At 66.8% G+C, this 24,638-nt stretch carries 22 protein-coding genes; 14 read left to right on the top strand and 8 right to left on the bottom strand.

What is annotated here, in order from left to right; all coding sequences use genetic code 11:
- Positions 1 to 178 precede the first annotated feature (178 nt).
- Positions 179 to 2,017, top strand: coding sequence for a glutamine--fructose-6-phosphate transaminase (isomerizing) (gene glmS / locus ACZK29_RS18975; RefSeq protein WP_106550946.1), 1,839 nt, complete (start codon positions 179 to 181; stop codon positions 2,015 to 2,017).
- A gap of 447 nt (positions 2,018 to 2,464) precedes the next feature.
- Positions 2,465 to 2,896, top strand: coding sequence for a CBS domain-containing protein (locus tag ACZK29_RS18970; RefSeq protein WP_005411115.1), 432 nt, complete (start codon positions 2,465 to 2,467; stop codon positions 2,894 to 2,896).
- Positions 2,897 to 2,963: 67 nt separating this feature from the next.
- Here the strand turns inward: ACZK29_RS18970 and ACZK29_RS18965 are convergent, their stop codons facing one another.
- Both ACZK29_RS18965 and gloA read right to left on the bottom strand, forming a co-directional pair.
- The gene (locus tag ACZK29_RS18965) at positions 2,964 to 3,392 is read right to left on the bottom strand and encodes a VOC family protein (protein ID WP_106550945.1); all 429 of its coding nucleotides are present in this window, start codon (positions 3,390 to 3,392) and stop codon (positions 2,964 to 2,966) included.
- A 124-nt stretch (positions 3,393 to 3,516) separates the two neighbouring features.
- Positions 3,517 to 4,035: a lactoylglutathione lyase gene (gene gloA, locus ACZK29_RS18960; protein ID WP_478446363.1), complete on the bottom strand. Its 519-nt coding sequence runs from the start codon at positions 4,033 to 4,035 to the stop codon at positions 3,517 to 3,519.
- Positions 4,036 to 4,160: 125 nt separating this feature from the next.
- On the opposite strand from gloA, the gene ACZK29_RS18955 reads away from it, so the two are divergent.
- Positions 4,161 to 5,273, top strand: coding sequence for a PLP-dependent cysteine synthase family protein (locus ACZK29_RS18955; RefSeq protein WP_478446362.1), 1,113 nt, complete (start codon positions 4,161 to 4,163; stop codon positions 5,271 to 5,273).
- 67 nt (positions 5,274 to 5,340) lie between these two features.
- On the opposite strand, the gene ACZK29_RS18950 is transcribed toward ACZK29_RS18955, so the two are convergent.
- The gene (locus tag ACZK29_RS18950) at positions 5,341 to 5,745 is read right to left on the bottom strand and encodes a hypothetical protein (protein WP_111202923.1); all 405 of its coding nucleotides are present in this window, start codon (positions 5,743 to 5,745) and stop codon (positions 5,341 to 5,343) included.
- 170 nt (positions 5,746 to 5,915) lie between these two features.
- On the opposite strand from ACZK29_RS18950, the gene ACZK29_RS18945 reads away from it, so the two are divergent.
- Complete coding sequence (locus ACZK29_RS18945; protein WP_478446361.1) at positions 5,916 to 7,946, top strand: M3 family metallopeptidase; 2,031 nt, start codon at positions 5,916 to 5,918, stop codon at positions 7,944 to 7,946.
- 108 nt (positions 7,947 to 8,054) lie between these two features.
- Here ACZK29_RS18945 and ACZK29_RS18940 read toward each other — a convergent pair whose 3' ends face one another.
- A complete protein-coding gene (locus ACZK29_RS18940; RefSeq protein ID WP_164147119.1) occupies positions 8,055 to 8,858 on the bottom strand; it encodes an SDR family oxidoreductase in 804 nt (267 codons plus the stop codon).
- On the bottom strand, positions 8,855 to 9,421 hold the full coding sequence (locus ACZK29_RS18935; RefSeq protein ID WP_164147128.1) for a DUF1415 domain-containing protein: 567 nt from the start codon (positions 9,419 to 9,421) through the stop codon (positions 8,855 to 8,857). Before ACZK29_RS18935 ends, ACZK29_RS18940 begins: the two co-directional genes overlap by 4 nt.
- A gap of 193 nt (positions 9,422 to 9,614) precedes the next feature.
- Here ACZK29_RS18935 and ACZK29_RS18930 point away from each other — a divergent pair, with 193 nt between their 5' ends.
- The 3 genes from ACZK29_RS18930 to ACZK29_RS18920 all read left to right on the top strand — a co-directional run bounded on the left by ACZK29_RS18930 (position 9,615) and on the right by ACZK29_RS18920 (position 13,688).
- Positions 9,615 to 11,081, top strand: coding sequence for a benzaldehyde dehydrogenase (locus tag ACZK29_RS18930; protein ID WP_478446360.1), 1,467 nt, complete (start codon positions 9,615 to 9,617; stop codon positions 11,079 to 11,081).
- Between the two features lie 16 nt (positions 11,082 to 11,097).
- On the top strand, positions 11,098 to 12,225 hold the full coding sequence (locus ACZK29_RS18925) for an NAD(P)-dependent alcohol dehydrogenase (protein ID WP_478446359.1): 1,128 nt from the start codon (positions 11,098 to 11,100) through the stop codon (positions 12,223 to 12,225).
- Positions 12,226 to 12,593: 368 nt separating this feature from the next.
- Complete coding sequence (locus ACZK29_RS18920) at positions 12,594 to 13,688, top strand: helix-turn-helix domain-containing protein (RefSeq protein ID WP_478446358.1); 1,095 nt, start codon at positions 12,594 to 12,596, stop codon at positions 13,686 to 13,688.
- Positions 13,689 to 13,723: 35 nt separating this feature from the next.
- Here ACZK29_RS18920 and ACZK29_RS18915 read toward each other — a convergent pair whose 3' ends face one another.
- On the bottom strand, positions 13,724 to 14,206 hold the full coding sequence (locus tag ACZK29_RS18915; RefSeq protein WP_010481366.1) for a YajQ family cyclic di-GMP-binding protein: 483 nt from the start codon (positions 14,204 to 14,206) through the stop codon (positions 13,724 to 13,726).
- A 155-nt stretch (positions 14,207 to 14,361) separates the two neighbouring features.
- On the opposite strand from ACZK29_RS18915, the gene ACZK29_RS18910 reads away from it, so the two are divergent.
- From ACZK29_RS18910 to ACZK29_RS18900, 3 genes are all read left to right on the top strand, one after another.
- Positions 14,362 to 15,258: a DMT family transporter gene (locus tag ACZK29_RS18910; protein WP_111202820.1), complete on the top strand. Its 897-nt coding sequence runs from the start codon at positions 14,362 to 14,364 to the stop codon at positions 15,256 to 15,258.
- 214 nt (positions 15,259 to 15,472) lie between these two features.
- Positions 15,473 to 16,480, top strand: coding sequence for a methionine ABC transporter ATP-binding protein (locus ACZK29_RS18905; RefSeq protein WP_111202819.1), 1,008 nt, complete (start codon positions 15,473 to 15,475; stop codon positions 16,478 to 16,480).
- The gene (locus ACZK29_RS18900) at positions 16,477 to 17,166 is read left to right on the top strand and encodes a methionine ABC transporter permease (protein ID WP_032961215.1); all 690 of its coding nucleotides are present in this window, start codon (positions 16,477 to 16,479) and stop codon (positions 17,164 to 17,166) included. Before ACZK29_RS18905 ends, ACZK29_RS18900 begins: the two co-directional genes overlap by 4 nt.
- Before the next feature lie 54 nt (positions 17,167 to 17,220).
- Here ACZK29_RS18900 and ACZK29_RS18895 read toward each other — a convergent pair whose 3' ends face one another.
- The gene (locus ACZK29_RS18895) at positions 17,221 to 17,823 is read right to left on the bottom strand and encodes a lipocalin family protein (RefSeq protein WP_111202818.1); all 603 of its coding nucleotides are present in this window, start codon (positions 17,821 to 17,823) and stop codon (positions 17,221 to 17,223) included.
- 127 nt (positions 17,824 to 17,950) lie between these two features.
- Between ACZK29_RS18895 and ACZK29_RS18890 the strand changes: the two genes are divergently transcribed.
- Together ACZK29_RS18890 and ACZK29_RS18885 are read left to right on the top strand one after the other, a co-directional pair.
- Complete coding sequence (locus ACZK29_RS18890; RefSeq protein ID WP_478446357.1) at positions 17,951 to 18,280, top strand: hypothetical protein; 330 nt, start codon at positions 17,951 to 17,953, stop codon at positions 18,278 to 18,280.
- 69 nt (positions 18,281 to 18,349) lie between these two features.
- On the top strand, positions 18,350 to 20,446 hold the full coding sequence (locus ACZK29_RS18885) for a prolyl oligopeptidase family serine peptidase (RefSeq protein ID WP_111202817.1): 2,097 nt from the start codon (positions 18,350 to 18,352) through the stop codon (positions 20,444 to 20,446).
- A gap of 118 nt (positions 20,447 to 20,564) precedes the next feature.
- Here the strand turns inward: ACZK29_RS18885 and ACZK29_RS18880 are convergent, their stop codons facing one another.
- On the bottom strand, positions 20,565 to 21,758 hold the full coding sequence (locus ACZK29_RS18880) for a pyridoxal phosphate-dependent aminotransferase (protein WP_204301849.1): 1,194 nt from the start codon (positions 21,756 to 21,758) through the stop codon (positions 20,565 to 20,567).
- A gap of 220 nt (positions 21,759 to 21,978) precedes the next feature.
- Here ACZK29_RS18880 and ACZK29_RS18875 point away from each other — a divergent pair, with 220 nt between their 5' ends.
- Both ACZK29_RS18875 and ACZK29_RS18870 read left to right on the top strand, forming a co-directional pair.
- Entirely contained in the window at positions 21,979 to 24,090 is a 2,112-nt protein-coding gene (locus ACZK29_RS18875) for a S9 family peptidase (RefSeq protein ID WP_478446356.1), read from the top strand.
- 54 nt (positions 24,091 to 24,144) lie between these two features.
- Positions 24,145 to 24,570 (top strand): YbaN family protein, encoded by a 426-nt coding sequence (locus ACZK29_RS18870; protein WP_111202814.1) that lies wholly within the window; start codon positions 24,145 to 24,147, stop codon positions 24,568 to 24,570.
- Positions 24,571 to 24,638: the final 68 nt, after the last annotated feature.

The raw sequence follows: 24,638 nt of genomic DNA, 5'->3' as shown, positions 1-24,638 counted from the left end.
CAGTACCAAGCACGTAGCGTGCCAACTTTATTTCCTTTTCCATCAATGAGTTGGGTGGGCGTCTGAAGTGTCCGGGTGTCCGCGGACACCTTTCCGGACACTTTCATTAAGCGGACAGGAGGGGGAAGCCGGACGCGCAGGCTAGAATGCGACGATCGTCTTCAAGGAAACGCGTGACATGTGTGGAATCGTGGGTGCGATCGCTGATCGCGACGTAGTGCCGGTGCTGATCGAGGGTCTGAAGCGCCTTGAGTACCGTGGTTACGATTCCTCGGGTATCGCGGTGATCGACCATGCCGAGCGGTCGGAGGTGCGTCGCGTGCGTCGTACCGGCCGAGTGTCGGAAATGGCCACGGCGGCCGAGGCCGAGGGTTTCAACGCGGTGCTCGGCATCGGTCATACCCGCTGGGCCACCCACGGTGGTGTCACCGAGGCCAATGCGCATCCGCATATCAGCCAGGGCGTGGCGCTGGTGCACAACGGCATCATCGAGAACCACGAAGAGCAGCGCGAGAAGCTGCGCGCGATGGGCTACACCTTCGAGTCGCAGACCGATACCGAAGTCATCGCACACCTGATCCACCACCACCTGAAGGATGGCGACGACCTGCTGGTGGCGCTGCAGCACACGGTGAAGGAACTGACCGGCGCCTACGCGCTGGCCGTGGTCAGCCGCGCCGAGCCGGAGCGCTTCGTCTGCGCGCGCATGGGCTGCCCGCTGCTGATCGGCCTGGGCGAAGGCGAGAACTTCGTCGCCTCCGACGTCTCGGCCGTGATCTCGGCCACGCGCAAGGTGATCTTCCTGGAAGAGGGCGACACCGCCGAAATCCGCCGCGACGGCGTGCGCGTCTTCGACGAGCACGACCAGCCGGTCGAGCGCGACGTGCATCTGTCCGACGTGTCGCTGGCATCGCTGGAGCTGGGCCCGTACCGCCACTTCATGCAGAAGGAAATCCACGAGCAGCCGCGCGCGCTGGGCGACACCATCGAGGCGGCGATCGACGCCGGTGGTTTCCCGGCCGAGCTGTTCGGCAAGAACGCCGAGGCGGTGTTGTCGGGCATCGAGGGCGTGCAGATCATCGCCTGCGGTACCAGCTACTACGCCGGCCTGACTGCACGCTACTGGGTCGAGGCCATCGCCGGCCTGCCGTGCAGCGTGGAGATCGCCAGCGAGTACCGCTACCGCGCCGCGTATGCCAACCCGAAGCACCTGATCGTCACCATTTCCCAGTCCGGCGAAACGCTGGATACGATGGAAGCGCTGAAGTACGCCAAGTCGCTGGGGCACAAGCACACGCTGTCGATCTGCAACGTGCCGGAAAGTGCGATTCCGCGGGCCAGCGAACTGGTCTGCTACACCCGTGCCGGTGCCGAGATCGGCGTCGCTTCGACCAAGGCCTTCACCACCCAGCTGGCGGCACTGTTCCAGCTGACCGTGGTGCTGGGCAAGCTGCATGGCCGCATCGACGCGGCACAGGAAGCGGACTACCTGGAGCAGCTGCGCTTCCTGCCGGGTAGCGTGCAGCACGCGTTGAACATGGAGCCGCAGATCGCTGCGTGGGCCGAGCGTTTCGCGCGCAAGAGCAGCGCGTTGTTCCTGGGCCGCGGCCTGCACTACCCGATCGCGCTGGAAGGCGCGCTCAAGCTCAAGGAAATCTCCTACATCCACGCCGAGGCCTACCCGGCGGGCGAGCTGAAGCATGGCCCGCTGGCGCTGGTGGATGAGGACATGCCGGTGGTGGTGATCGCGCCGAACGACAGCCTGCTGGAAAAGGTGAAGTCGAACATGCAGGAAGTGCGCGCCCGTGGTGGCGAGCTGTTCGTGTTCGCCGACCAGGACAGCAACTTCAACGAGTCCGAAGGCGTGCACGTGATTCGTACACCGCGCCATGCCGGCGTGCTCAGCCCGATCGTGCACACCATTCCGGTGCAGTTGCTGGCGTACCACACCGCGCTGGCGCGTGGCACCGACGTGGACAAGCCGCGCAACCTGGCCAAGAGCGTGACAGTGGAGTAACACCCGTCGGCTCTGTTGGATGCTGCAAGCGAAGGGGGCCCCAGTGGCCCCCTTTCGTTTGTGCCGGAGTCCGTGCGAAGTGGGACAGCCTCAGGGTGTTCTGTCCGCCGTCGGCAGCCATCAATCAATCTTTAACACGCGGCATCGCGTGTATTCAGCGGCGGTTTCAGCCGCGGTGCCATTCTCTGGATCGTCGGTTGGTTCCCACGACGAACTGTCCCATCGATGCCGGTAGTGACCGATGGTCGCAGTCGTAGAATCAAGTTGACCGAGGTCCAGGGTGAGCGGTTGAACCCACCTCGTTCGCGTTGCAGCACGATGCCTGCCGATCCATCTCCCAAGGCCGGCGTGTGCGCCAGACGTGCGCTGAAAGGTCTGTTCCCGGGGAGGGGGCGTATCGGAAGAGCACACTTTTTTGACTTCAGTGACCTGCACCAGGAAACAAGAATGAACGTCCGCGAACTCCTGCAATCCAAGAAAGAAGCTGTCATCACCATCGACGCCGAAGACACCATCGGTGCCGCCGCCCACAAGATGAGCGCGAACAGGATCGCTGCGCTGGTGGTGATGAAGGACGATGCCCCGGTCGGCATCATTTCCGAAAAGGACATCGTGCGCACCTTGGCCGACGACGGCCCGCAGGCCGGCCGCCGGGTGATTTCCAGCCTGCCGTCCACCGGCCTGGAAGGCATCGCCCCGGAGGCCACCCTGAAGCAGGCCATGTCGTTGATGACGTACTCGCGGCGCCGTCATCTGATGGTCACCGAAGGCACCCGCCTAGTCGGCATCCTCAGCCTGGGCGACATCGTGAAGAACCTGCTGGGCGAGCTGGAGCTGGAAAAGGCCGTGCTGCAGGACATCTACATGGCCGCCCACTGAGGGCCACACCGTCGGAAGCAGAGAAGCCGGGCATTGCCCGGCTTCTTCGTTCACGGCATCGGTGAAATCAGAAAGTGACCTTCACCGAGTCGGCGCTGTAGTTGGCCGGGCCGTGGTAGACCACTTCAATGTTGTTGCCATCGGGATCGAGCACGAACGCGCCGTAATAGCCCGGGTGGTAGGGGCGTTCGCCGGGCGCGCCGTTGTCGGTGCCGCCGGCGGCAATGGCGGCGCTGTGGAAGGCATCGACAGTGGCGGTGTCGCGGGCCTGGAATGCCAGGTGGTGGCGTCCGGTCAGCTGGCCAGCGGCGGCCTCGCTGCTGGCGCTGGAAATGAACAGCTCGTCGGCCCAGAAGTAGTCATCGCCTTCACCGGCCACCGGGATGCCGATGGTGTCGAACACCGCCTGGTAGAAGCGGCGGCTGGCCGCCAGGTCGCGCACTACCAGCTGGATGTGGTCGATCAGGCGGCCACGGTGAAGTTCCATCGTTTCCATACGAACCTCGCAAAAAAGGGGACGGAGTCGGTAGCGCCGGGCCGTGCCCGGCGAGCGCGCAGCGCGGCCTGCTCAAGGCCGCCGGGCATGGCCTGGCGCTACCGGAATTGTGCCCCTTTCCGGGTCAGGCGTTGGCGATGATCTCGACCCAGTAGCCGTCCGGGTCCTTGATGAAGGCCAGGTTCTTCATGCGGCCGTCGGTCAGGCGCTTCTGGAAGGTCACGCCGAGGTCCTCGAAGCGCTGGCAGGCGGCCTCGATGTCCGGCACCGACACGCAGATGTGGCCGAAGCCGCGCGGGTCGCTGTTGCCGTCGTGGTAGACCGCGCCGTCCTGGTTCTCGGTGCCGTGGTTGTGGGTCAGTTCCAGCACGCCCGGCAGGCCGGCCATCCACAGGCGGCGGGCGTTGTCATCTTCCGGCACCGTCACGCTAGCGGGCACGTAGGCCAGGAAGTACAGGCTGAACTGGGCCTCCGGGAAGTCGCGCTTGTCGATCAGCTGGTAGCCGAGCACGCGGGTGTAGAAGTCCAGCGAGGCGGTAATGTCCTTCACCCGCAGCATGGTGTGGTTGAACACGAAGCCGGTGGTTTCGGCCGGGGCCTGGGCGGCGACGCCGGGAACATCGCGCAGGGCGGGAATGGTCATGGGGGAGGTCCTTCAGACAGGGCCGTTGCCGGCCGGATGGGGCCATTCTACCGGCCAGCACCTGACGGCACTGCGACGTACAATGGCCGGATCGCACCGTTCCGTCCTGACAACGATTGCCCGCCATGTCGCAGCGTGAATGGGTGGCCGCCGCCATCCGCAAGATCGAAGCCGATTTCAACCGTTCCGCCGATACCCACCTGATCCCGTTGGCGCTGCCAGGGTTCGAGGGCATCGACCTGTACCTGAAGGATGAATCGAGCCATCCCACCGGCAGCCTGAAGCACCGGCTTGCGCGCTCGCTGTTCCTGTATGCGTTGACCAATGGCTGGTTGCGCGAAGGGCGCCCGGTGATCGAAGCATCCAGCGGCTCGACCGCTGTCTCCGAAGCCTATTTCGCGCGGCTGCTCGGCCTGCCGTTCATTGCGGTGATCCCGGCCACGACCTCGCCGGAGAAGATCGCGGCGATCGAGTTCCACGGGGGCCGCTGCCATCTGGTCGAGCGTGCCTGCGATCTCAACTGCGATTCGGAAAAGCTGGCCCGCGAAACAGGCGGCCACTTCATGGACCAGTTCACCTACGCCGAACGCGCGACCGACTGGCGCGCCAACAACAACATCGCCGAATCCATCTTCAAGCAGATGGCCGAAGAACCGAGCCCGGTTCCGGAATGGATCGTATGCAGCCCCGGCACCGGCGGTACCGCCGCCACGCTGGGCCGTTATGTCAGCTACCGCCGGCATGACACCCGCATCCTGTGCGCGGACCCGGAAGTGTCGGTGTTCTTCGATGGCTACAAAGCAGCCGTGGCCGGTGAACAGGATTGGCGCGGCCTGACCTGCAGCGGTGGCTCGCGCGTGGAAGGCATCGGCCGGCCGCGGGTGGAGCCGAGCTTCATCCCGACCAGTGTCGATGCGATGGTGAAGGTGCCCGATGCGCTGAGCCTGGCCGCGATGCGCCATGTCAGCCGCCAGCTGGGGCGCCGCGTTGGTGGCTCCACCGGCACCAACTTCATCGGCGTGCTGCAGGCCGCGCAGTGGATGCGTGAGGCGGGCCACCAGGGCAGCATCGTCAGCATCCTGTGCGACAGCGGCGAGCGCTACGCGCAGAGCTATTACGACCCGGCGTGGTACGCGCGGCAGGGCATCGATGTCGACGGCGCCGATGCGCAACTGGCGGCGGCGGTGGCCGGGCACGGGCTGCCGACATTGCCATGGTGCAGCCTGGAAGCGTTGTAGGACGGCCAACGTTGCCGCCGGGCATGGCCCGGCGCTACCGATCATGCCCGGCGGTCACGAGGGCGTCTCAATACCCCGCCGCGGTGAACGCATCCAGCACCGCATCACGCAGGGTATCGGGCAGCGCCTCGATGTCCATCGCGCGGTCATCCAGATGCAGGCCGGGATCGAGGGTACTGGCGCGGCCCTGGGCCAGTGCCTGCAGCCACAGCAGTACGCAGATCACGAACTCGCGCTCATGGCCCAGCCGCAACTGGCTGGCGCCGCGTTCGATCACTTCGAACGGGTACCACTCCTGGGCATCGTTGAACGTGCCACCCTGCTGCAGCACCGTCTGCAATTGCTGCAGGTGGCGCGGGGCGTCGTCGCCGGCATCGCACAGCGCGGCGATCCAGGTCAGTTCGGCCGTACTGGCGGACAGCGCCAGCGACCGTGCCGGTGAGGCGGATGCAACTGCAGCCAGACCTTCCATGTGGGGCCTCGTTCGATACGTACCGCTGCGGACTCCCCCGCAGCCAGAGCTTCGAGCCGTGACCGTAAGGCCGACGTGAATATCGGGCCGCGCCCCCTTGTCAGCCTCGCCTGGCAGCGCCATATCTAACGGGCTGCCCGCCTGCCGGGCCCGTACCTTGGAGACCTGCCGTGACCGTTGCCAACCCCCTGCTCGATTTTTCCGGCCTGCCGCGTTTCGAGGCGATCCGCCCGGAGCATGTGGCGCCGGCGCTGGATGTGCTGCTGGCCGAGGCGGAAGCCGCTGTCAGCGCCGCCGAGCAGGTGCAGCCGGTCACCTGGCAGACCTTCGTGGCCCCGCTGGACGATGCCACCGAGCGCCTGTGGCGCGCCTGGGGCCTGGTCGGCCACCTGCAGGGCGTGGTCAACACGCCGGAACTGCGCGAGGCCTACAACAGCAACCTGCCGCGGGTGACCCGCTTTGCCAGTGCACTGGGCCAGAACCTGGCGCTGTATCGCCAGTACCAGGCCTTGGCCGGCAGCCCCGAGGCGGCGACCTTCGATGAGGCCCAGCGCAAGGTGCTGGACAACACCCTGCGCGATTTCCGCCTGGGGGGCGCCGAACTGGAGCCCGAGGCCCAGCAGCGCTTCGCCGCGATCAAGGAGGAACTGTCGGCGCTGTCGGCGAAGTTCTCGCAGAACGTGCTGGACGCTACCGATGCGTGGTCGCTGATCATCGAGGACGAAGCGCGCCTGGCCGGCCTGCCCGATGACGTGAAGGCCGCCGCGCACGCTGCGGCAGAAAAGGATGGGAAAACAGGCTGGAAACTGACCCTGCAGATGCCGTGTTACCTGCCGGTGCAGACCTGTGGCGAGGACCGTGACCTTCGCGAGATCCTGTATCGCGCCAGTGCGCAGCGCGCATCCGAATTCGGCGACGATGCGCTGGACAACGGCGGCAATATCGACCGCATCCTCGCCCTGCGCGCAGAGCTGGCCAACCTGCTCGGCTTCGGTTCGTACGGCGAGTATTCGGTGGCGACCAAGATGGCGCAGGACCCGGCCGAAGTGCTCGGCTTCCTGCGCGATCTGGCTGCACGTGCCAAGCCGTTCGCGGCCAAGGACCGCGCCGAGCTGGAGCAATTCGCGCGCGAGCAGCTGGGCATCGAGCAGCTGCAGGCCTGGGACCTGGCCTTCGCCGCCGATCGCCTGAAGCAGGCGCGCTACAGCTATTCCGAGCAGGAAGTGAAGCAGTACTTCACCGAGCCGAAGGTGCTGGGCGGCCTGTTCTCGGTGATCGAGCAGCTGTACGGCCTGCGCGTGCAGGAAGACAGCGCGCCGGTGTGGCACGAGGACGTGCGCTTCTTCCGCCTGGTCGACGCGCAGGGCGTGCTGGTCGGCCAGTTCTATCTGGACCTGTACGCGCGCGAGGGCAAGCGCGGTGGTGCGTGGATGGATGATTGCCGCAACCGCCGCGTGCGTGCCGATGGCAGCGTACAGACGCCGCTGGTCTATCTGGTGTGCAACTTCGGTCGCGGTGCCAATGGCAAGCCGGCCACCTTCAGCCACAACGAAGTGACCACGCTGTTCCATGAAATGGGCCATGGCCTGCACCAGCTGCTGACCCGCATCGGTGAGCTGGGCGTGGCCGGCATCAATGGCGTGGAGTGGGATGCGGTGGAACTGCCGAGCCAGTTCATGGAGAACTTCTGCTGGGAATGGGAGCACCTGCAGGGCATGACCGCGCACGTGGACAGCGGCGAACCGTTGCCGCGCGCGCTGTACGAGCGCGTGCTGGCCGCGCGCAACTTCCACAGTGGCATGGCCACCGTGCGCCAGCTGGAGTTCGGCCTGTTCGACATGCTGCTGCACAGCCAGTTCGAGCCGGCGCAGGACAGCGTGCTGGCGCTGCTCGATCGGGTGCGTGCGGAAGTGGCGGTGAATCATCCGCCGGCCTGGAACCGCTTCCCGCACCAGTTCAGCCATATCTTCGCCGGTGGCTATGCGGCGGGCTACTACAGCTACAAGTGGGCCGAGGTGCTGAGCGCCGATGCCTACGCCGCGTTCGAGGAAGCGCCGCAGGCGCTGGCGGAAACCGGTGCACGCTTCCGCGATGAGATCCTGTCGCGGGGTGGCAGCCGCCCGGCGGCGGAGAACTTCAAGGCCTTCCGCGGCCGCGCACCGCAGATCGACGCGCTGCTGCGCCATTCGGGCATGGCGTAAGCCGCTCTGGTAGGTGCCAACCCTGGTTGGCACTTCACCGCCATCCACGCATGGCGTGGATCTACCAATGATCTTCAGTAGATCCACGCCATGCGTGGATGAGGCGGGTCATTCGGCGTAGATCATCTTCCGGGTCATGCCGCCGTCGACGACGAAGTCCTGGCCGGTGGTGAAGCCGGACAGCGACGACAGCAGGTACACCGCCAGCGCGCCGATGTCCTCGGGCTGGCCGACCCGGCCGACCGGGTGCTGGGCGTGGTCGGTGGCCGAGTAGTCAGGCTCGTGACGGCGCGAGGGCGCCTGCCAGGCGGTGGTACCGATCCAGCCGGGGCTGATGCTGTTCACCCGCACCGCCGGGCCGGCGCTGATCGCCAGCGCATGGGTGAAGGCGACCAACCCACCCTTGGCGGCCGCATAGGCTTCGCTGTGCGCCTCCGACTGCCAGGCGCGGGTCGAAGCGATGTTGATGATCGCGCCCGCGCTACTGGCCGACAGCGCGGGCAGCGCGTGCTTGCTGCACAGGAACGCACCATGCAGCGACGACAGGCGGCGTTGCCACTCGTCCCAGTCCATGTCCTGCAGCCGCGTGCCGTGCGGCCCGGCGATGCCGGCATTGTTGACCAGTCCGTCGATGTGGCCGAAGCGACGCAGCGCTTCGGCGATGAACGCGCGCACGCTGGCTTCGTCGGTGATGTCCAGGCGCTGGAACGCAGCGTCATCGCCGCGCTGCCATTCGTCCAAGCAGGCCTGCCCGGCCTCCATGTCCAGGTCGCCGATCAGCACGCGGCCACCGGCACCGAGCACGGCCTGGGCGATGCCGCGGCCGATGCCGTTGGCCCCCCCGGTGATCAGCGCCACCTTGCCCGACAGCGGCGCGGCCGGCCATGCGGCAATCGGCGGCACGCGGCTCATGACAGGTCGTCGCCACGCAGGCGGCGATGCCAGCCGTCCACGCCGATGCGGTCCAGGGTCTGGATGTTGCGCTCGACGATCACGTCCGGGTCCGGATAGACGTCCACCGCGCGTGCCACGCTGTCCTCGCGCAGCAGGTGCAGGGTGGGGAACGGCGCACGGTTGGTGTAGTTGCTGGCGTCGTCAGCGGCCACGCCCTCGAACTGGTAGTCCGGATGGAAGCTGGCCACCTGCAGGATGCCCTGCAGGTCCAGCGCCTCGATCGCCGCATCGGCGTTGTCGAGGAAGTCGTTGTAGTCGAGGAAATCGGTCAGCACCTGCGGATGCACGATCAGCGTGGTGTCGATCTGCTCGGCTGGCGTGTCACGCAGCAGCACCAGCTCCTCGGCCAGCTGTTCAACCAGCGCTTCCGGCGTGGTCGCATCGCTGAGCACGAAACGGACCTGGTCCTTCACGTACACCGCCTTGGCGAACGGGCACAGGTTCAGGCCGATGACGATGCGCTCCAGCCACAGGCGGGTGGCGGCGATCGGGTCATCGGTGGGCAGGTGGGCATCGGTCATGGCGGGCACGTCGGCTGGCGGGGCGGACATTGTATGCAGTGTGCCGCCGCCGCGCTGTTCACTGTGCAGGAACTGGACAGTCGCCATGCTGGAAATTCCCGCCGATTCAAGCCCTTGCGGGCGACCGCTGGATGGCCGATTGCCTGCCGCGGACGGCGGGCGTGGAATGGACGCACGACACAGGAGGACACCCATGACTGCATCTTCCCCGTGGCTGCCGGATGCCCTTTGGGCCGGCGCCTTCTTCGATGGTCACTGGCAGGCGGCTGCGCAACGGCAGCCGGTGATCGAGCCGGCCACCGGCAACACCCTCGGCGAGATCGGCCTGGCTGACCCGGCGCAGGTGGCGCACTCGGCGGCAGCCGCTGCCCAGGCGCAACAGGCGTGGGCGTCAGCGCCCTACGAGCAGCGCGCTGAGGTTATGCGCAAAGCGGCACGCCTGGCCGAAGAGAACATCGACACCCTGGTCGAGTGGCTGGTGCGCGAAAGCGGCTCCACTCGCCTGAAGGCCGGCTTTGAGGCCAAGGTCACCATCAAGGCGTTGCACGAAGCCGCGGCGCTGCCTTCGCGCAGCACCGGCGAGATCCTGCCGTCCGAGCCGGGCCGTCTGAACCTGGCACGGCGCCGGCCACTGGGCGTGGTCGGGGTCATCTCGCCCTTCAACTTCCCGCTGTACCTGGCCATGCGCGCGGTGGCGCCGGCGATCGCGCTGGGCAACGCCGTGGTGCTGAAGCCGGATCCGCGCACGGCGGTGTGTGGCGGCGCGGTGATCGCACGCTTGTTCGAGCAGGCCGGGCTGCCGGCAGGAGTGCTGCACATGCTGCCCGGTGATGGCGCGGCAGGTGCCGCGCTGACCAGCGATCCGCACGTGGCGATGATCCAGTTCACCGGCTCCACTGCGGCCGGGCGCAAGGTCGGCGAAGCGGCGGGCAAGCACCTGAAGAAGGTGTCGCTGGAGCTGGGTGGCAAGAACTCGCTGATCATCCTCGACGATGCCGACCTCGACCTGGCGGTGGCCAACACCGCGTGGGGCGTCTACCTGCATCAGGGACAGATCTGCATGGCGACCGGCCGCGTGCTGGTGCATCGGAAGATCCATGATGCGTTCCTGCAGAAGCTGGTGGCCAAGGCCAATTCGTTGAAGGTGGGAGATCCGGCACGCGAAGAGGTGGCCATCGGCCCGCTGATCAATGCTGGCCAGCGTGACCACGCCGCGCGCGTGGTCGAGCAGGCGGTGCAGGCCGGTGCCTCGCTGGAGGCAGGCGGTACCCATCGCGATCTGTTCTTCGCGCCGACCGTGCTTGGCAACGTCTCTGCCGACAATCCGGCGTTCAACGAAGAGATTTTCGCACCGGTGGCGGTGGTGGTGCCGTTCGACGATGACGACGAGGCCGTGCGCCTGGCCAACGACAGCGAGTACGGCCTGTCGATGGCCATCGTGTCCAGCAATGTCGGGCGCGCGCTGAAGCTCGGTGAGCGCCTGCGCACCGGCCTGCTGCATATCAACGATCAGACCGTGAACGACGAAGTGATCAATCCCTTCGGCGGCGTCGGTGCATCCGGCAACGGCACCAGTATCGGTGGCCCCGCCAACGGGGAAGAGTTCACCCAGTGGCAGTGGTTGACCGTCAAGGGCGAAGCGCCCGCCTACCCGATCTGATCGAAGGAGCATTGCGATGAGCAGCAACACGACAACACGCGAGATCACTGCCGCCGTGGTCCGCGGCAAGGAACAGCCCTTCGTCATCGAGCAGGCGCGGCTGCGCGGCCCGCAGGACGACGAGGTGCTGGTGAAGGTGGTGGCGACCGGCCTGTGCCACACCGATCTGATCGTGCGCGATCAGTACTACCCGGTGCCGTTGCCTGCGGTACTCGGCCACGAAGGCGCCGGGATTGTCGAGGCGGTCGGCCCCAACGTGCGCGACCTCAAGGTGGGCGACCACGTAGTGCTGACCTATGGCGCCTGTGGTCACTGCAATCCCTGCCGCGGCGGCCATGGTGCCTACTGCAAGGACTTCTTCGCACTGAACTTCGGTGGCGATGATGGCCACGGTCATACCGCGATCACCGATACGCAGGGCCAGCCGCTGCACGACCATTTCTTCGCGCAGTCTTCGTTTGCCACCTTCGCCATTGCGCGCGAGATCAACGCGATCAAGGTGCCCGACGATGCGCCGCTGGAACTGCTGGGCCCGCTGGGCTGCGGCATCCAGACCGGTGCCGGTGCGGTGCTCAATTCGCTGCAGGTGCGTTCGGGCAGCAGCTTCGCCAGCTACGGCGCCGGCGCGGTCGGCCTGAGTGCGGTGATGGCGGCCAAGGTGGCCGGCGCCACCACCATCATCGCCATCGACGTGGTGCCGTCGCGGCTGGAGCTGGCGCTGGAACTGGGTGCCACCCACGTGGTCAACAGCCGCGAGACCGATGTGGTCGAGGCCGTGCGCGCGATCACTGGCGGTGGTGCTGATTTCGCACTGGAATCGACCGGTCGCCCGGAGGTACTCTCCGCCGGTATCGAAGCGCTGGGCGGCTTGGGCATGATGGGCGTGGTCGGCGCGCCGAAGCTGGGCACCACCGCCAGTTTCGATGTGAACAACCTGCTGCTCGGTGGCCGCAGCATCCGCGGCATCGTGGAAGGTGACAGCGTGCCGCAGGTGTTCATTCCGCAGCTGGTCACGCTGTTCCAGCAGGGCCGCTTCCCGTTCGACAAGCTGGTGAAGTTCTATCCGCTGGAACAGATCAACCAGGCGGCGGAGGACAGTACGAAGGGAATCACGCTCAAGCCGATCCTGCGCATCGCGGCGTAGGGGGAAAGGCGGGGGCTGCAGGGCTGCGCCCTGCACCCGCCTCAAGCAACGTCAACTGCAACAGCAACAGCGGGTTTCCGGGTGTGTGGCGGGGTGGGTCCGGTTGCGGGGGACGCCGTAAGCCCTTCCCTGGGGGCTTGGCAGCCGCATCCATGCGGCTGACTGATCTGGCCCCCCGCAACCGGACCCACCCCGCCTTCGACAGGTTCCCGCTGCTGTTGGTGGGTGCCGACCGTTGGTCGGCACGGGGTCGGATCCGTTTTTCAAAGGAAAGCGGCTCTGACCCCTTGTTTGACCCGCTGGCGGAAACATTCCGTTGTCGGAACGTAACGTGGCGTTGCCGCTGGCGGGTGTAGGCTGCATCCATGATGGCCACGACAGTCGGGCAACAGCAGTTGGTGGCGGCACGCGCCGCCTTCGCCGAGGGCGATGCGCGTTCATTGGGCGTGTTGCCGCTGCCGCTGCAGCAGTCATGGCTGCGTTCGCGCGCGGCGGGCCTGCTGCCCGGGCAGGAGCCGGACTACCGTCCGCTGCTGGGTGATGGCCGGCATCTTTCCGATCCCGGCGACCGTCGGCTCGCGCGCTGCGTGCGGCCGGAGCTGGAACAGCTGTGGGCCGCCTTTGGCGGGCGTGGCTGGACGATGTTCTGTGCCAACCGTGAGGGCATGGTGATCGCGCAGCAGGCCCATGGCCTGGAAGATGCACCGCTGCTGCGTCCGATCCAGGTCGGGCGGAGGCTGGGCGAGGGCGAGATCGGCACCACGGCACCGGCAGTCAGCCTGGCCGACGACCTGCCTGCGCTGGTACGGGGTAATGAACACTACCTGCAGCGGTTCGCCCCGGTGTTCTGCCTCAGCGAGCCACTGCACGATCTCGATGGGCAGGTATGCGGGGTGATCGATATCACCGGCCTGGGTGAGCGCGATCCCTCGTTGCTGCAGGGCTACTTCCGGCAGGCCGCGCTGGCCAGCGAGAACCGGTTGTTCCACGCGCTTGCCGACGTGCACCTGCTGGCGCTGCAGCATGATCCGCGCTGGCTGGCGTCGCCATTGCAGGGGCTGCTGGCGGTGCAGGAGGATGGCCAGCTGCGCGCGGCCAACCGTGTTGCGCGGCGCCTGTTGGGCCTGCCGCGTCGGGGACCGTTGCCGTTGTTGGACCTGGAAAGCGTGTTTGCCGGCGCCAGTGCCGCGCAGCGGCGGCGCCTGCTGCAACCCGGGGCGCCGCATCGGGTGCGGGTAGGCGAGGGCAGTGCGGTTTACCTGCAGCACCTGCAGGCGCCGCGCAAGGTTGCTGGCCGCAGCGCGCAAAGCCCTCCAGCGGCGACGATGAATGCACCGCTGCTGCGTGATCAGCAGCGTGAAGCGGCGCGCCGTGCGGCGCAGGCGGCGGACGGCAATCTGAGCCTGGCCGCTCGCCAGCTGGGCATCTCGCGCACCACGCTGTACAAGCTGCTGCGCGGTTGACGTTGCAGTCCGCCGGGCCATGCCCGGCGGGCAGATCAATCGCGGAAATTGTTGAACTGCAGCGGCAGCTCGAACTTGCCGGCCTTGAGCACGGCGATGGCGTCCTGCAGGTCATCGCGCTTCTTGCCCTGCACCCGCAGCTTGTCGCCGTTGATCTGGCTTTCCACTTTCAGCTTCGCTTCCTTCAGGGCCGCGGCGATCTTCTTGGCGATCTTCTGCTCGATGCCCTGCTTGACGGTGATCTTCTGCCGGGCCTGGGCCAGGTTGGTCTCGATGTCGCCGAACTCCAGGCTCAGCACGTCGATGCCGCGCGCGGCCAGGCGTGCACGCAGGATGTCGTTCATCTGCTTGAGCTGGAACTCGGTCGGCGCGGTCTGGTTGATGACATCGCCATCGCGCTCGAACTTGGCGTCCACGCCCTTGAAGTCGAAGCGGGTGGCCAGTTCGCGGTTGGCCTGGTCGATGGCGTTGGTCAGCTCGTGGGTGTCGACTTCAGACACGACGTCGAAGGAAGGCATGGGCGGTGCTCCGCAGGTTTCAGTGGCGGCCATTCTATCGCGAGGGCCCGCTTACCCGCCCTCTGTAGAGCCGAGCCCATGCTCGGCTGCTCTTCACAACGGAGCCGAGCGTCGGCTCGGCTCTACAGAAGGCGACGACCGGGCGATAATGGGCCATGAACCTGCAACGCTCCCCCTCGCGTGCGGTGGCCTGGATGGTCGCTGCGGTCGCCTGTTTCTCGCTGATGGACGCTGGCATGAAGCAGTTGTCGGCCAGCTATCCCACCCTGGAAGTGACCTTCCTGCGCGGCGCTGCTTCGTTGCCGTTCGTGCTGGTCTGGGTGCTGGTCAGTGCCGGCCCGCGCTCGCTGGTGCCGCGGCGCTGGGGCCTGCACCTGCTGCGCGGCGCGCTGGGCATGGCGATGATCGGCTGCTTCGTGTTCGCCCTGCGCGACCTGCCTCTGTCCACCGCCTACACCATCTATTTCGTTGCGCCGCTGCTTATCGCTGCACTCTCGGTGCCGCTGCTCGGTGAACGGGTCGGGCCGCGGCGCTGGGTGGCCATCGGCATCGGCCTGGTCGGCGTGCTGGTGGTGCTGCGGCCGGGCGTGGATGGCTTCATCTCGGTGCCGGGGCTGATGGTGCTTGCCGCGGCCACCGCCTATGCCGTGGCTGCGATCACGGTCAGCCTGCTGACCCGTACCGATACTTCGCAGTCGATGGTGGTCTGGTTCCTGGTGATCATGGCGATCGGCGCGGGCCTGCTGGCCCTTCCCGGCTGGGTACCGCTGCAGCTGGCGCATGCGCCGCTGATCGCCGGCATGGGCCTGGCCGGGGCACTGGGCCAGATTGCCCTGACCAAGGCCTTCCAGCTGGGCGAGGCGTCGATGATCGCGCCGTTGGAGTACAGCGGCCTGGTCTGGGTGATCGGTTGGGACCTGGCCTTCTGGGGCCAGCTGCCGGACGGCTATACCTGGGTGGGTGCAGCGATCATCGTGGCTTCGGGGCTGTATCTGCTGCACCGCGAGCGGGTGAACCGGCAGGAACCGCCGAAGCCGCTGGATCATCCCTGAACCCGGGGGGTAGTGCCGGCCGCTGGCCGGCAACCGCAGCGGATCCCTCCAGCGTGAGGAGTTGCCGGCCAGCGGCCGGCACTACCGGGTGCGAGGCTTCATAGGCGCCTTAGAACCAAAAGGAATAACATTCTGGCCCATGGCGCGGGCGCGCGAGCGCCGGCGCTGGTAGGCTGCACGCCCCCTTCCGTCACCCAGCCGGTGAGCCACGCCCGTGATCGAGTTCCAGCGCCTGCACAAATCCTATGCCGTTGCCGGCCGCGAAGTCAGCGCGCTGCAACCGCTGGACCTGACCATCGAAGCCGGTGAGGTATTCGGCATCATCGGCCATTCCGGCGCCGGCAAGTCGACGTTGATCCGCATGATCAACCGCCTGGAAGAGCCCAGCGGTGGTCGTCTGCTGATCGGCGGCGAGGATGCCACTGCACTGGACGCGGACGGCCTGCGCGCGCTGCGCAGGCGCATCGGCATGATCTTCCAGCACTTCAACCTGCTGTCCTCGCGCACGGTGGCCGGGAATGTGGCCTTCCCGCTGGAGCTGGCCGGCACGCCGAAAGCGGAAATCGACGCGCGTGTGGCCGAGCTGCTGCAGACCGTTGGCCTGGAAGCGCACGCGCAGAAGTACCCGGCACAGCTGTCCGGTGGCCAGAAGCAGCGCGTCGGCATCGCCCGCGCGCTGGCAACACGTCCGCAGATCCTGCTGTGCGACGAGGCGACCAGTGCGCTTGACCCGCAGACCACCGCGTCTGTGCTGTCGCTGCTGTCGAAGATCAATCGCGAGCTGGGCCTGACCATCGTGCTGATCACCCACGAGATGGATGTGATCCGCCGCGTCTGCGACCGCGTGGCCGTGCTCGACGCCGGCCAGATGGTCGAGACCGGCCCGGTCACCCGGGTGTTCCTGCACCCGCAGCACCCGACCACGCGCCGTTTCGTCAGCGAATCGGAGCATGTGGACGAGGGTACGCTGCACCGCGATTTCGATGCCGTCGGTGGCCGCATCGTGCGGCTGACCTTCCTGGGTGGCGACACCTACGAACCCCTGCTCGGCAGCGTCGCGCGCGAGACCGGGGTCGACTACAACATCCTGTCCGGCCGTATCGACCGGATCAAGGACACCCCGTATGGCCAGCTGGTGGTCGCCCTGGTGGGCGGCGACCAGTCCGCCGCGCAGGCCGCCTTCGTGGCCGCCGGCGTGCATGTTGAGGAACTGCGTCGATGATCATCGCGACTGCCGGCGGCTTCTTCCGCCACCTGGATGCGGGCAAGTGGGCCGACATCGGCCAGGCCACCATCGACACGTTGCTGATGCTGCTGGGTTCGCTGCCGCTGACCCTGGCCATCGGCCTGCCCTTGGGCGTGCTGCTGTACCTGTTCGGCGCACCGCAGATGAAGCGCCGGCCGTTCGCCTATGGCGTGCTGGCGCTGGTGGTGAACCTGCTGCGTTCGGTGCCCTTCATCATCCTGATGATCGTGCTGATCCCGGTCACCCTGTTCCTGATGGGAACCTCGCTGGGCGTGCGCGGTGCGATCGTGCCGCTGGTGATCGGTGCGGCACCGTTCTATGCGCGCCTGGTCGAGACCGCGCTGCGTGAAGTCGACCGGGGCGTGATCGAGGCGACCCAGGCGATGGGCGCCACCACCTGGCAGCTGGTCACCCGCGTGCTGCTGCCCGAAGCGCGCCCCGGCCTGATTGCCGGGGCCACGGTCACCACCGTGGCGCTGATTGGTTTCACCGCGATGGGCGGTGCGATCGGTTCCGGTGGCCTCGGCGACCTGGCGTTCCGCGACGGCTACCAGCGTTCGCATACCGACGTGGCGCTGGTTACCGTGGTCCTGTTGCTGGTCCTGGTGCAGCTGCTGCAGATGCTCGGCGACCGCCTGGTCGCGCATTACAGCCGCAGATAGCAGAATGCCGGGTTCGGGTAGTGCCGGCCGCTGGCCGGCAATCCCGCGGTCCAGTCAACGCACGTTCGGCACTTCGTAGCCCAGCTTGCCGACCTGCTCGGGGTGCTGTGGCACGCGCTTGAGCTTGTCGGTGTTCACGCCGTACTCGTCGCGCAGGCGCTCGGCCAGCTCCTTGTAGAGGACTTTGTCCATGTCCGGGGTGCGCGAGAAGATCCAGGCCATCTCACGGCCGGGGTAGCCGATCAGCGCCCAGGAATAATCCGGCGCCACTTCCAGCACCCGCGAATGGGTCGGCACGACGCGGTAGAACCAGGTACGCCAGCCATGGTTGCCGCTGTCCGGGTCGACGCTGGCGCGGGCACGCACTTCCTGCAGCGGTTCGCCGAAGCCGTCACGGTAGCGGTAGGTGATGCCGACCTTGTGCGCGTCGCGCAGCTCGTACTCGTTGACGCTGGCGACATGGCCACGTTCGATGAAGTTCGGCACGCGGCCGATCACGTACCAGGTGCCCATGAAGCGCTTCAGGTCGATCGGCGCGTCCAGGGCAGCCGCACCAGAGGCGCTGGTACGGGGCGACGGCGGCTCACTGGCGGCCACGGCGGGGCCGGCCAGGGAAAGGGCCAGCAGCGCGGCGCAGAGCGGGCGGATCGAAGTCATGCGGGAGCGGGCTCCTGTGGGCTTGCACGCGCATGGTCGACTGTGTGCACGCGATCCGTCAATGGTGTCGCAACCTGTGAGAAGGGCCTTGCCCAAGCTGTGTTGCATTGTCTACCGGAGAAGCCCCATGAACGCTCGTTCCGTTCGTCGCCCTGCAACTGAACGCGTCATTATTGAACGCGCCGATCCGCGCCTGCTGCGCAGCGTGCGGCAGGTCGCCCTGGCCGGCCTGGCACTGGTCCTGGTCTGGCCAGCCGCTCGTGGCAGCAACGCCTGGCTGGGCTGGTTGCCGATGTGGCTGGTGGGCATGCCGCTGGTGGCCTGGTGGGCGCTGTTGCGGTTCCCTGTGCTGCGTCTGTCGTGGTTGCGGCTGGCCCGTCGCACCGGTGGACAGGCGCGACGCCGCAGCCGTGGCGCGGTCCGTGGTGGCCGCCGTGGCTCGACCGCCGCGGCCTGACCTTCGACACGGGAGCGGCTGCAGCGATCCATGCTAGCGTTCCACGGCTTATGACTGCCTGGAGCTGCAATGTCTCGACTCGCTTCCGCCTGCCTGTTGGCCGGCATGATGACCGCTGCCTCGGTGGGGACCGCCGTGGCCGCTGAAGACACCGATCGCTACGCCTGGCTGGAGGACGTCACCGGCGACAAGCCGCTGTCCTGGGTCAAGGAACAGAATGCCAAGTCCGAGGCGCGCCTGGCGCAGACCCCGGCCTTCAAGCAGATGGAGACCAGCATCCGCGAGGTGCTCGACTCCGACGCCAAGATTCCCGCCGTGCAGAAGATCGGCGACTACTACTACAACTTCTGGAAGGACCAGCAGCACGAGCGCGGCCTGTGGCGGCGCACCACGCTGGCCGAGTACCGCAAGGCCTCGCCGCAGTGGGAAACCGTGCTCGACCTGGATGCGCTGAACAAGGCCGAGGGCGAGAACTGGGTCTGGCACGGCGCCGACTGCCTGCGCCCGGACTACAGCCGCTGCCTGATCGCGCTGTCGCGCGGTGGTGCCGATGCCGACGTCACCCGCGAATTCGATCTGTCCAGCAAGAGCTGGATCAAGGACGGCTTCTTCCGTCCCGAGTCGAAGGGTGGCCTGAACTGGATCGATCGCGACACCGTGTTCGTCTACACCGACTTCGGTGCCGGCTCGATGACCACCTCCGGCTACCCCCGCGTGGCCAAGCTGTGGAAGCGTGGTACGCCGATGGCCTCCGCCAGCGTGGTGTATGAAGGCAAGCCGGAAGACATGTACATCGCGGCGATGCACGATGACACTCCGGGCTACGAACGCAACCTGGTCAGCCGCACGCTGGCGTTCTACAACAACGAGATCTACCTGCGTGGCGACGATGGCACGCTGACCAAGATCGACGCGCCGAACTCGGCCGAGAAGGGCCTGCACAAGCAGTGGCTGACCCTGGAACTGCGTGATCCGTGGACCGTGGGTGGCAAGACCTATGCGTCCGGTTCGCTGCTGGCGACCCGGCTGGATGACTTCCTGGCCGGCAAGCGTGAGTTCGACGTGCTGTTCACCCCGACCGCGACCACCTCGCTGGCCGGCGCCACCTGGACCAGGAGCCATCTGGTGCTGAACGTGCTGGACGACGTCAAGAACCGCCTGTCGGTGCTGACCCCGGGCGCCAATGGCTGGCAGACCAGCCGCTTCGTCGGCGCGCCGGCCTTCGGCACGCTGGGCGTGGCCGCGGTCGACAGCAACGACAGCGACGCGGTGTGGCTGACCGCCACCGACTACCTGACCCCGACCACCCTGGCGCTGGCCGAGATCGGACAGGCCCCGGAAACGCTGAAGACCATGCCGGCCTTCTTCGATGCCAAGGGCAAGGTGATCGAGCAACACTTCGCCACCAGCAAGGACGGCACCCGCGTGCCGTACTTCGTGGTGCACGACAAGGCGATGAAGCTGGACGGCTCCAATCCGACCCTGCTTTATGGCTACGGTGGTTTCGAGATCTCGCTGACCCCGGGCTACTCCGGTGGCATGGGCCGCGCCTGGCTGGAGAAGGGCGGCGTGTACGTGGTTGCCAACATCCGTGGCGGCGGCGAGTACGGCCCGCGCTGGCACCAGGCGGCGCTGAAGCAGAACCGCCACAAGGCCTATGAAGACATGGCCGCCGTGGCACGCGATCTGGTCAAGCGCAAGATCACCACTGCCAAGCACCTGGGCGTGCAGGGCGGCAGCAACGGTGGCCTGCTGACCGGCAACATGCTGACCCAGTACCCGGAGCTGTTCGGTGCGGTGGTGGTGCAGGTGCCGCTGCTGGACATGAAGCGCTACAGCCACCTGCTGGCCGGTGCGTCGTGGATGGCCGAGTACGGCAACCCGGATACCAGCGACTGGGAGTTCATCAAGACCTTCTCGCCGTACCACCTGTTCGACGCGAAGAAGAACTACCCGCCGGTGCTGTTCACCACCTCCACCCGCGATGACCGCGTGCATCCGGGCCATGCCCGCAAGATGGCGGCGAAGATGATCGATGCCGGCAAGGACGTGACCTACTACGAGAACATCGAAGGTGGCCACGGCGGCGCAGCCAACAACGCGCAGGCCGCACACATGTCGGCGCTGGCCTACAGTTTCCTGTGGGAACGCCTCGGCGGTAAGTAAGCAGAACGGAAAACGCCGCCCCAGGGCGGCGTTTTTCTTTACCGGTAGAGCCGGCCGCTGGCCGGCAAACCGGGAATGCGTGGATGATGCCGTTGCCGGCCAGCGGCCGGCACTACCGTCAGCGTGATCCCAGCCAGCGCTTCAACCCGCGCGCGATCCGCGCCACCGCCTCCTGCAACCGCGGCACTTCCTGCGTGTAGGCCAACCGCACGTGCTGGTTCGCACGGTGGAAGCCGAAATCCAGCCCCGGCGTGAATGCCACGTGCTCGGTTTCCAGGAAGTGGGCGCAGAACGCCTGCGCGTCATCGGTGAATGCGCTGACATCGGCGTACAGGTAGAACGCACCCTGCGGCTCGACTTCGATACGGAAGCCCAGTTCACGCAATGCCGGCAGGAGGAAATCGCGGCGCTGGCGGAAGGCTTCGCGACGCTGCTCGAAGATCGCCATCGCTTCCTCGCTGAAACACGCCAGTGCGGCATGCTGGGCGATGCTCGAGGCGCTGATGTACAGGTTCTGCGCCAGCTTCTCCAGGTCCGGCACCGCCGCCGGCGGTGCCACCAGCCAGCCCAGCCGCCAGCCGGTCATGCCGAAGTACTTGGAAAAACTGTTCAGTACGAATGCGCTGTCGTCCACCTGCAGCACGCTGGGCGCATCCAGGCCGTAGGTCAGGCCGTGGTAGATCTCGTCCACCACCAGGTGGCCGCCGCGCGCGTGCAGGGTCTGCGACAGGGCTGCCAGTTCGTCGGCGGAGAGCACGGTGCCGGTGGGGTTGGCCGGCGAGGCGACCAGCGCGCCGACGCTGTCCGCGTTCCAGTGCTGTTCGACCAGCGACGGAGTGAGTTGATAGGCGGTCTCCGGCCCGACCGGCACCAGCTGCGCGCCGCCTTCCACCAGGCGCAGGAAGTGGCGGTTGCACGGATAGCCGGGGTCGGCCAGCAGCCAGTGGCGACCGGGGTCGACCAGCAGGCTGCTGGCCAGCAGCAGCGCCCCGGAGCCGCCAGGGGTGACCAGGATGCGCTCGGGGTCGATGTCCAGCCCGTAGTGGCTGCGATAGAAGCCGCTGATGGCCTGGCGCAGCGCCGGCAGGCCACGTGCGGCGGTGTAGCGGGTATGGCCGGCGGCCAATGCGGCCTGGCCGGCACGCACGACCGGTTCGGCCGTGGTGAAGTCCGGTTCGCCGATTTCCAGGTGGATCACATCATGGCCGGCCTGTTCCAGCGCCTGCGCGCGGGCCAGCAGGGACATCACGTGGAACGGGGCGATTTCATGGCTGCGCCGGCTGTAGCCCGGCGTGTGGGGCAGGGTGCTCATGCAGCCCATGGTACGCCGCGCACCGGGGTCACGCGCTCTGGTAGTGCCGGCCGCTGGCCGGCAACCGACCCACCCGCAGGCCGTGAGGTTGCCGGCCAGCGGCCGGCACTACTGGCAGGCATGGCCACCATGACGTTCCGCAGGGTTGCCCGCCGTCCTTCCGCAACCCAGACTCGGGTGCAAGGACGCCATTGCATTGCCCCTCAAGGAGCCCTATCTCATGAAATCCACCCTCTGCCTGTTGCTTGCCAGCCTGATGACCACCACCGCTACCGCCGCCACGCCGCCCGTTCCGCCGGATGCCGCCAAGCATCCGCATGTGGTCAAGGCGCCGTTCGGCGCGACCCGCAGCGATGACTACTACTGGCTGCGCGACGACAAGCGCGAGAACAAGGACATGCTGGCCTACCTGCAGGCCGAGAATGCCTATGCCGACCAGCTGCTGGCGCCGTTGAAGCCGCTGGAAGACACCCTGTACAAGGAGATCGTCGGCCGCATCAAGCAGGACGATTCCAGCGTGCCGGCGCGTGAGCGCGGCTACTGGTACTACAGCCGCTTCGAGACCGGCCAGGACTACCCGATCCATGCGCGCCGCAAGGGCAGCATGGACGCGGCCGAAGAGATCCTGCTGGACGTGAATGCGATGGCTGCCGGCAAGGGCTACTTCAGCGTCGGCTCGATGGAAGTGAGCCAGGACAACCAGCTGCTGGCCTGGGCCGATGATGACGTCGGCCGCCGCCAGTACACGATCCGCTTCAAGGACCTGGCCACCGGCAAGCTGCTGCCGGACGTGATTACCGGCAGCTCCGGCGACCTGGTCTGGGCCGACGACAACCGCACCGTGCTGTACGTCGAGAACGATCCGGAAACGTTGCTGACCGTACGCGTGAAGAAGCATGTGCTGGGCACCCCGGCCAGCGCCGACACCGTCGTCTACGAAGAGAAGGACGACAGCTTCTACATGGGCATCGGCCGCACCCGCGACGATCGCTTCATCACCATCGGCGTGCACAGCACCGTGTCCTCGGAAGAGCGCTATGCACCCGCCAGCGACCCGACCACGTTCACCGTGCTGGCGCCGCGCCAGCGCGACGTCGAGTACGACGCCGACCACTACGATGGCCGCTGGGTGATCCGCACCAACGACGGTGCGAAGAACTTCAAGCTGGTCACCGCACCCACCGATGCCACCTCGCGCGCGCAGTGGAAGGACTGGATCGCGCATGACGATGCCGTGTTCATCGAGGGCTTCGAACTGTTCGACAGCTACACCGCCATCGCCGAACGTTCCGAAGGCCTGGAGCGCATCCGCCTGCTGTTCAAGGACGGTCGCAGCGACTACGTGAAGGCCGATGAGCCGGCGTATTCGATGGGCCTGGGCGACAATACCGAAGCCGGCACGCCGTGGCTGCGTTACATCTACACCTCGATGACCACCCCGACCACGGTGTTCGAACTGAATACCGCCACCGGTGAGCGTCGCCAGCTGAAGGTGCAGCCGGTGATCGGCTATGACGCGTCGAAGTACGAAACCGACCGCGTCTGGATCACCGCGCGCGATGGCGTGAAGGTGCCGGTGTCGCTGGTCTACCGCAAGGGCTACCAGAAGGACGGCAAGGGCGCGCTGTTCCAGTACGCCTATGGCAGCTACGGCATGTCGATGGACCCGTACTTCAACCAGACCGCGGTGAGCCTGCTCGACCGTGGCGTGGTGTATGCCATTGCCCACATCCGCGGTGGCCAGGAAATGGGCCGCGACTGGTACGAGAACGGCAAGCTGCTGCGCAAGCAGAACACCTTCAACGACTTCATCGACGTCACCCGTGCCCTGGTGGCGCAGGGCTGGGCGGCGAAGGATCGCGTGGCGGCCTCCGGCGGCAGCGCCGGTGGCCTGCTGATGGGCGCGGTGGCCAACCAGGCGCCGCAGGACTACCGCGTGATGGTGGCGCAGGTGCCGTTCGTCGACGTGGTCACCACCATGCTCGACCCGACCATTCCGCTGACCACCAACGAGTACGACGAGTGGGGCAACCCGGAGCAGAAGCCGTACTACGACTACATGCTGTCCTACTCGCCCTACGACAACGTGAAGAAGCAGGCCTATCCGGCGCTGTTCGTGGGCACCGGCCTGTGGGATTCGCAGGTGCAGTACTGGGAACCGGCCAAGTGGGTGGCCAAGCTGCGTGACGACAACACCGGCCATTACCCGATCCTGTTCCGCACCAACATGGAAGCCGGCCACGGCGGCAAGTCGGGGCGCTTCCAGCGTTACCGCGAGCTGTCCGAGTCGTATGCGTTCGTGCTGCAGCAGCTGGGCATCGCCCAGCCGTGATCGCGACAGGGTGCCGGGCACTGCCTGGCACCCTGAACCGGTATCCTTGCGGCCATGAGCGCGCCAGATCCTTCCGCCCCACGCGACGCCACCACGCCACCGCGAGTGGTGCGTTTCCGCTGGGCGTGGTGGCTGCTGGCCTACGTCAGCCTTGGCACCGGCATCGTCGGCATCTTCGTGCCGGGCCTGCCGACCACCGTATTCATCCTGATCTCGGCCTGGGCCGCTTCGCGAGGCTCCGAGCGCCTGCACACCTGGCTGCTGCAGCATCCGCGCTTCGGTCCGGCCATCGCCAACTGGCAGGCGCACGGGGCGGTCAGCCGCTACGGCAAGTGGATGGCCACGATCACCATGGCGGTGTGCGCCGCCATCATGCTGTGGTGCGTGCCGATCGCCTGGGTGAAGTGGTTCTCGATCGGCAGCATGACCGTCGTGGCGATCTGGCTGTGGACCCGGCCGCTTCCGCCTCCCGAGGATTGAGCGCCTGCGGTAGTGCCGGCCGCTGGCCGGCACCCCGATTCCCTGCACCAACCGCTCAGCCGCCAATG

The organism is Stenotrophomonas sp. 89682_Sma (assembly GCF_056481405.1).
The sequence above is the reverse complement of the archived record's forward strand: the minus strand, read 5'-3'. Positions and strand labels throughout refer to the sequence as shown.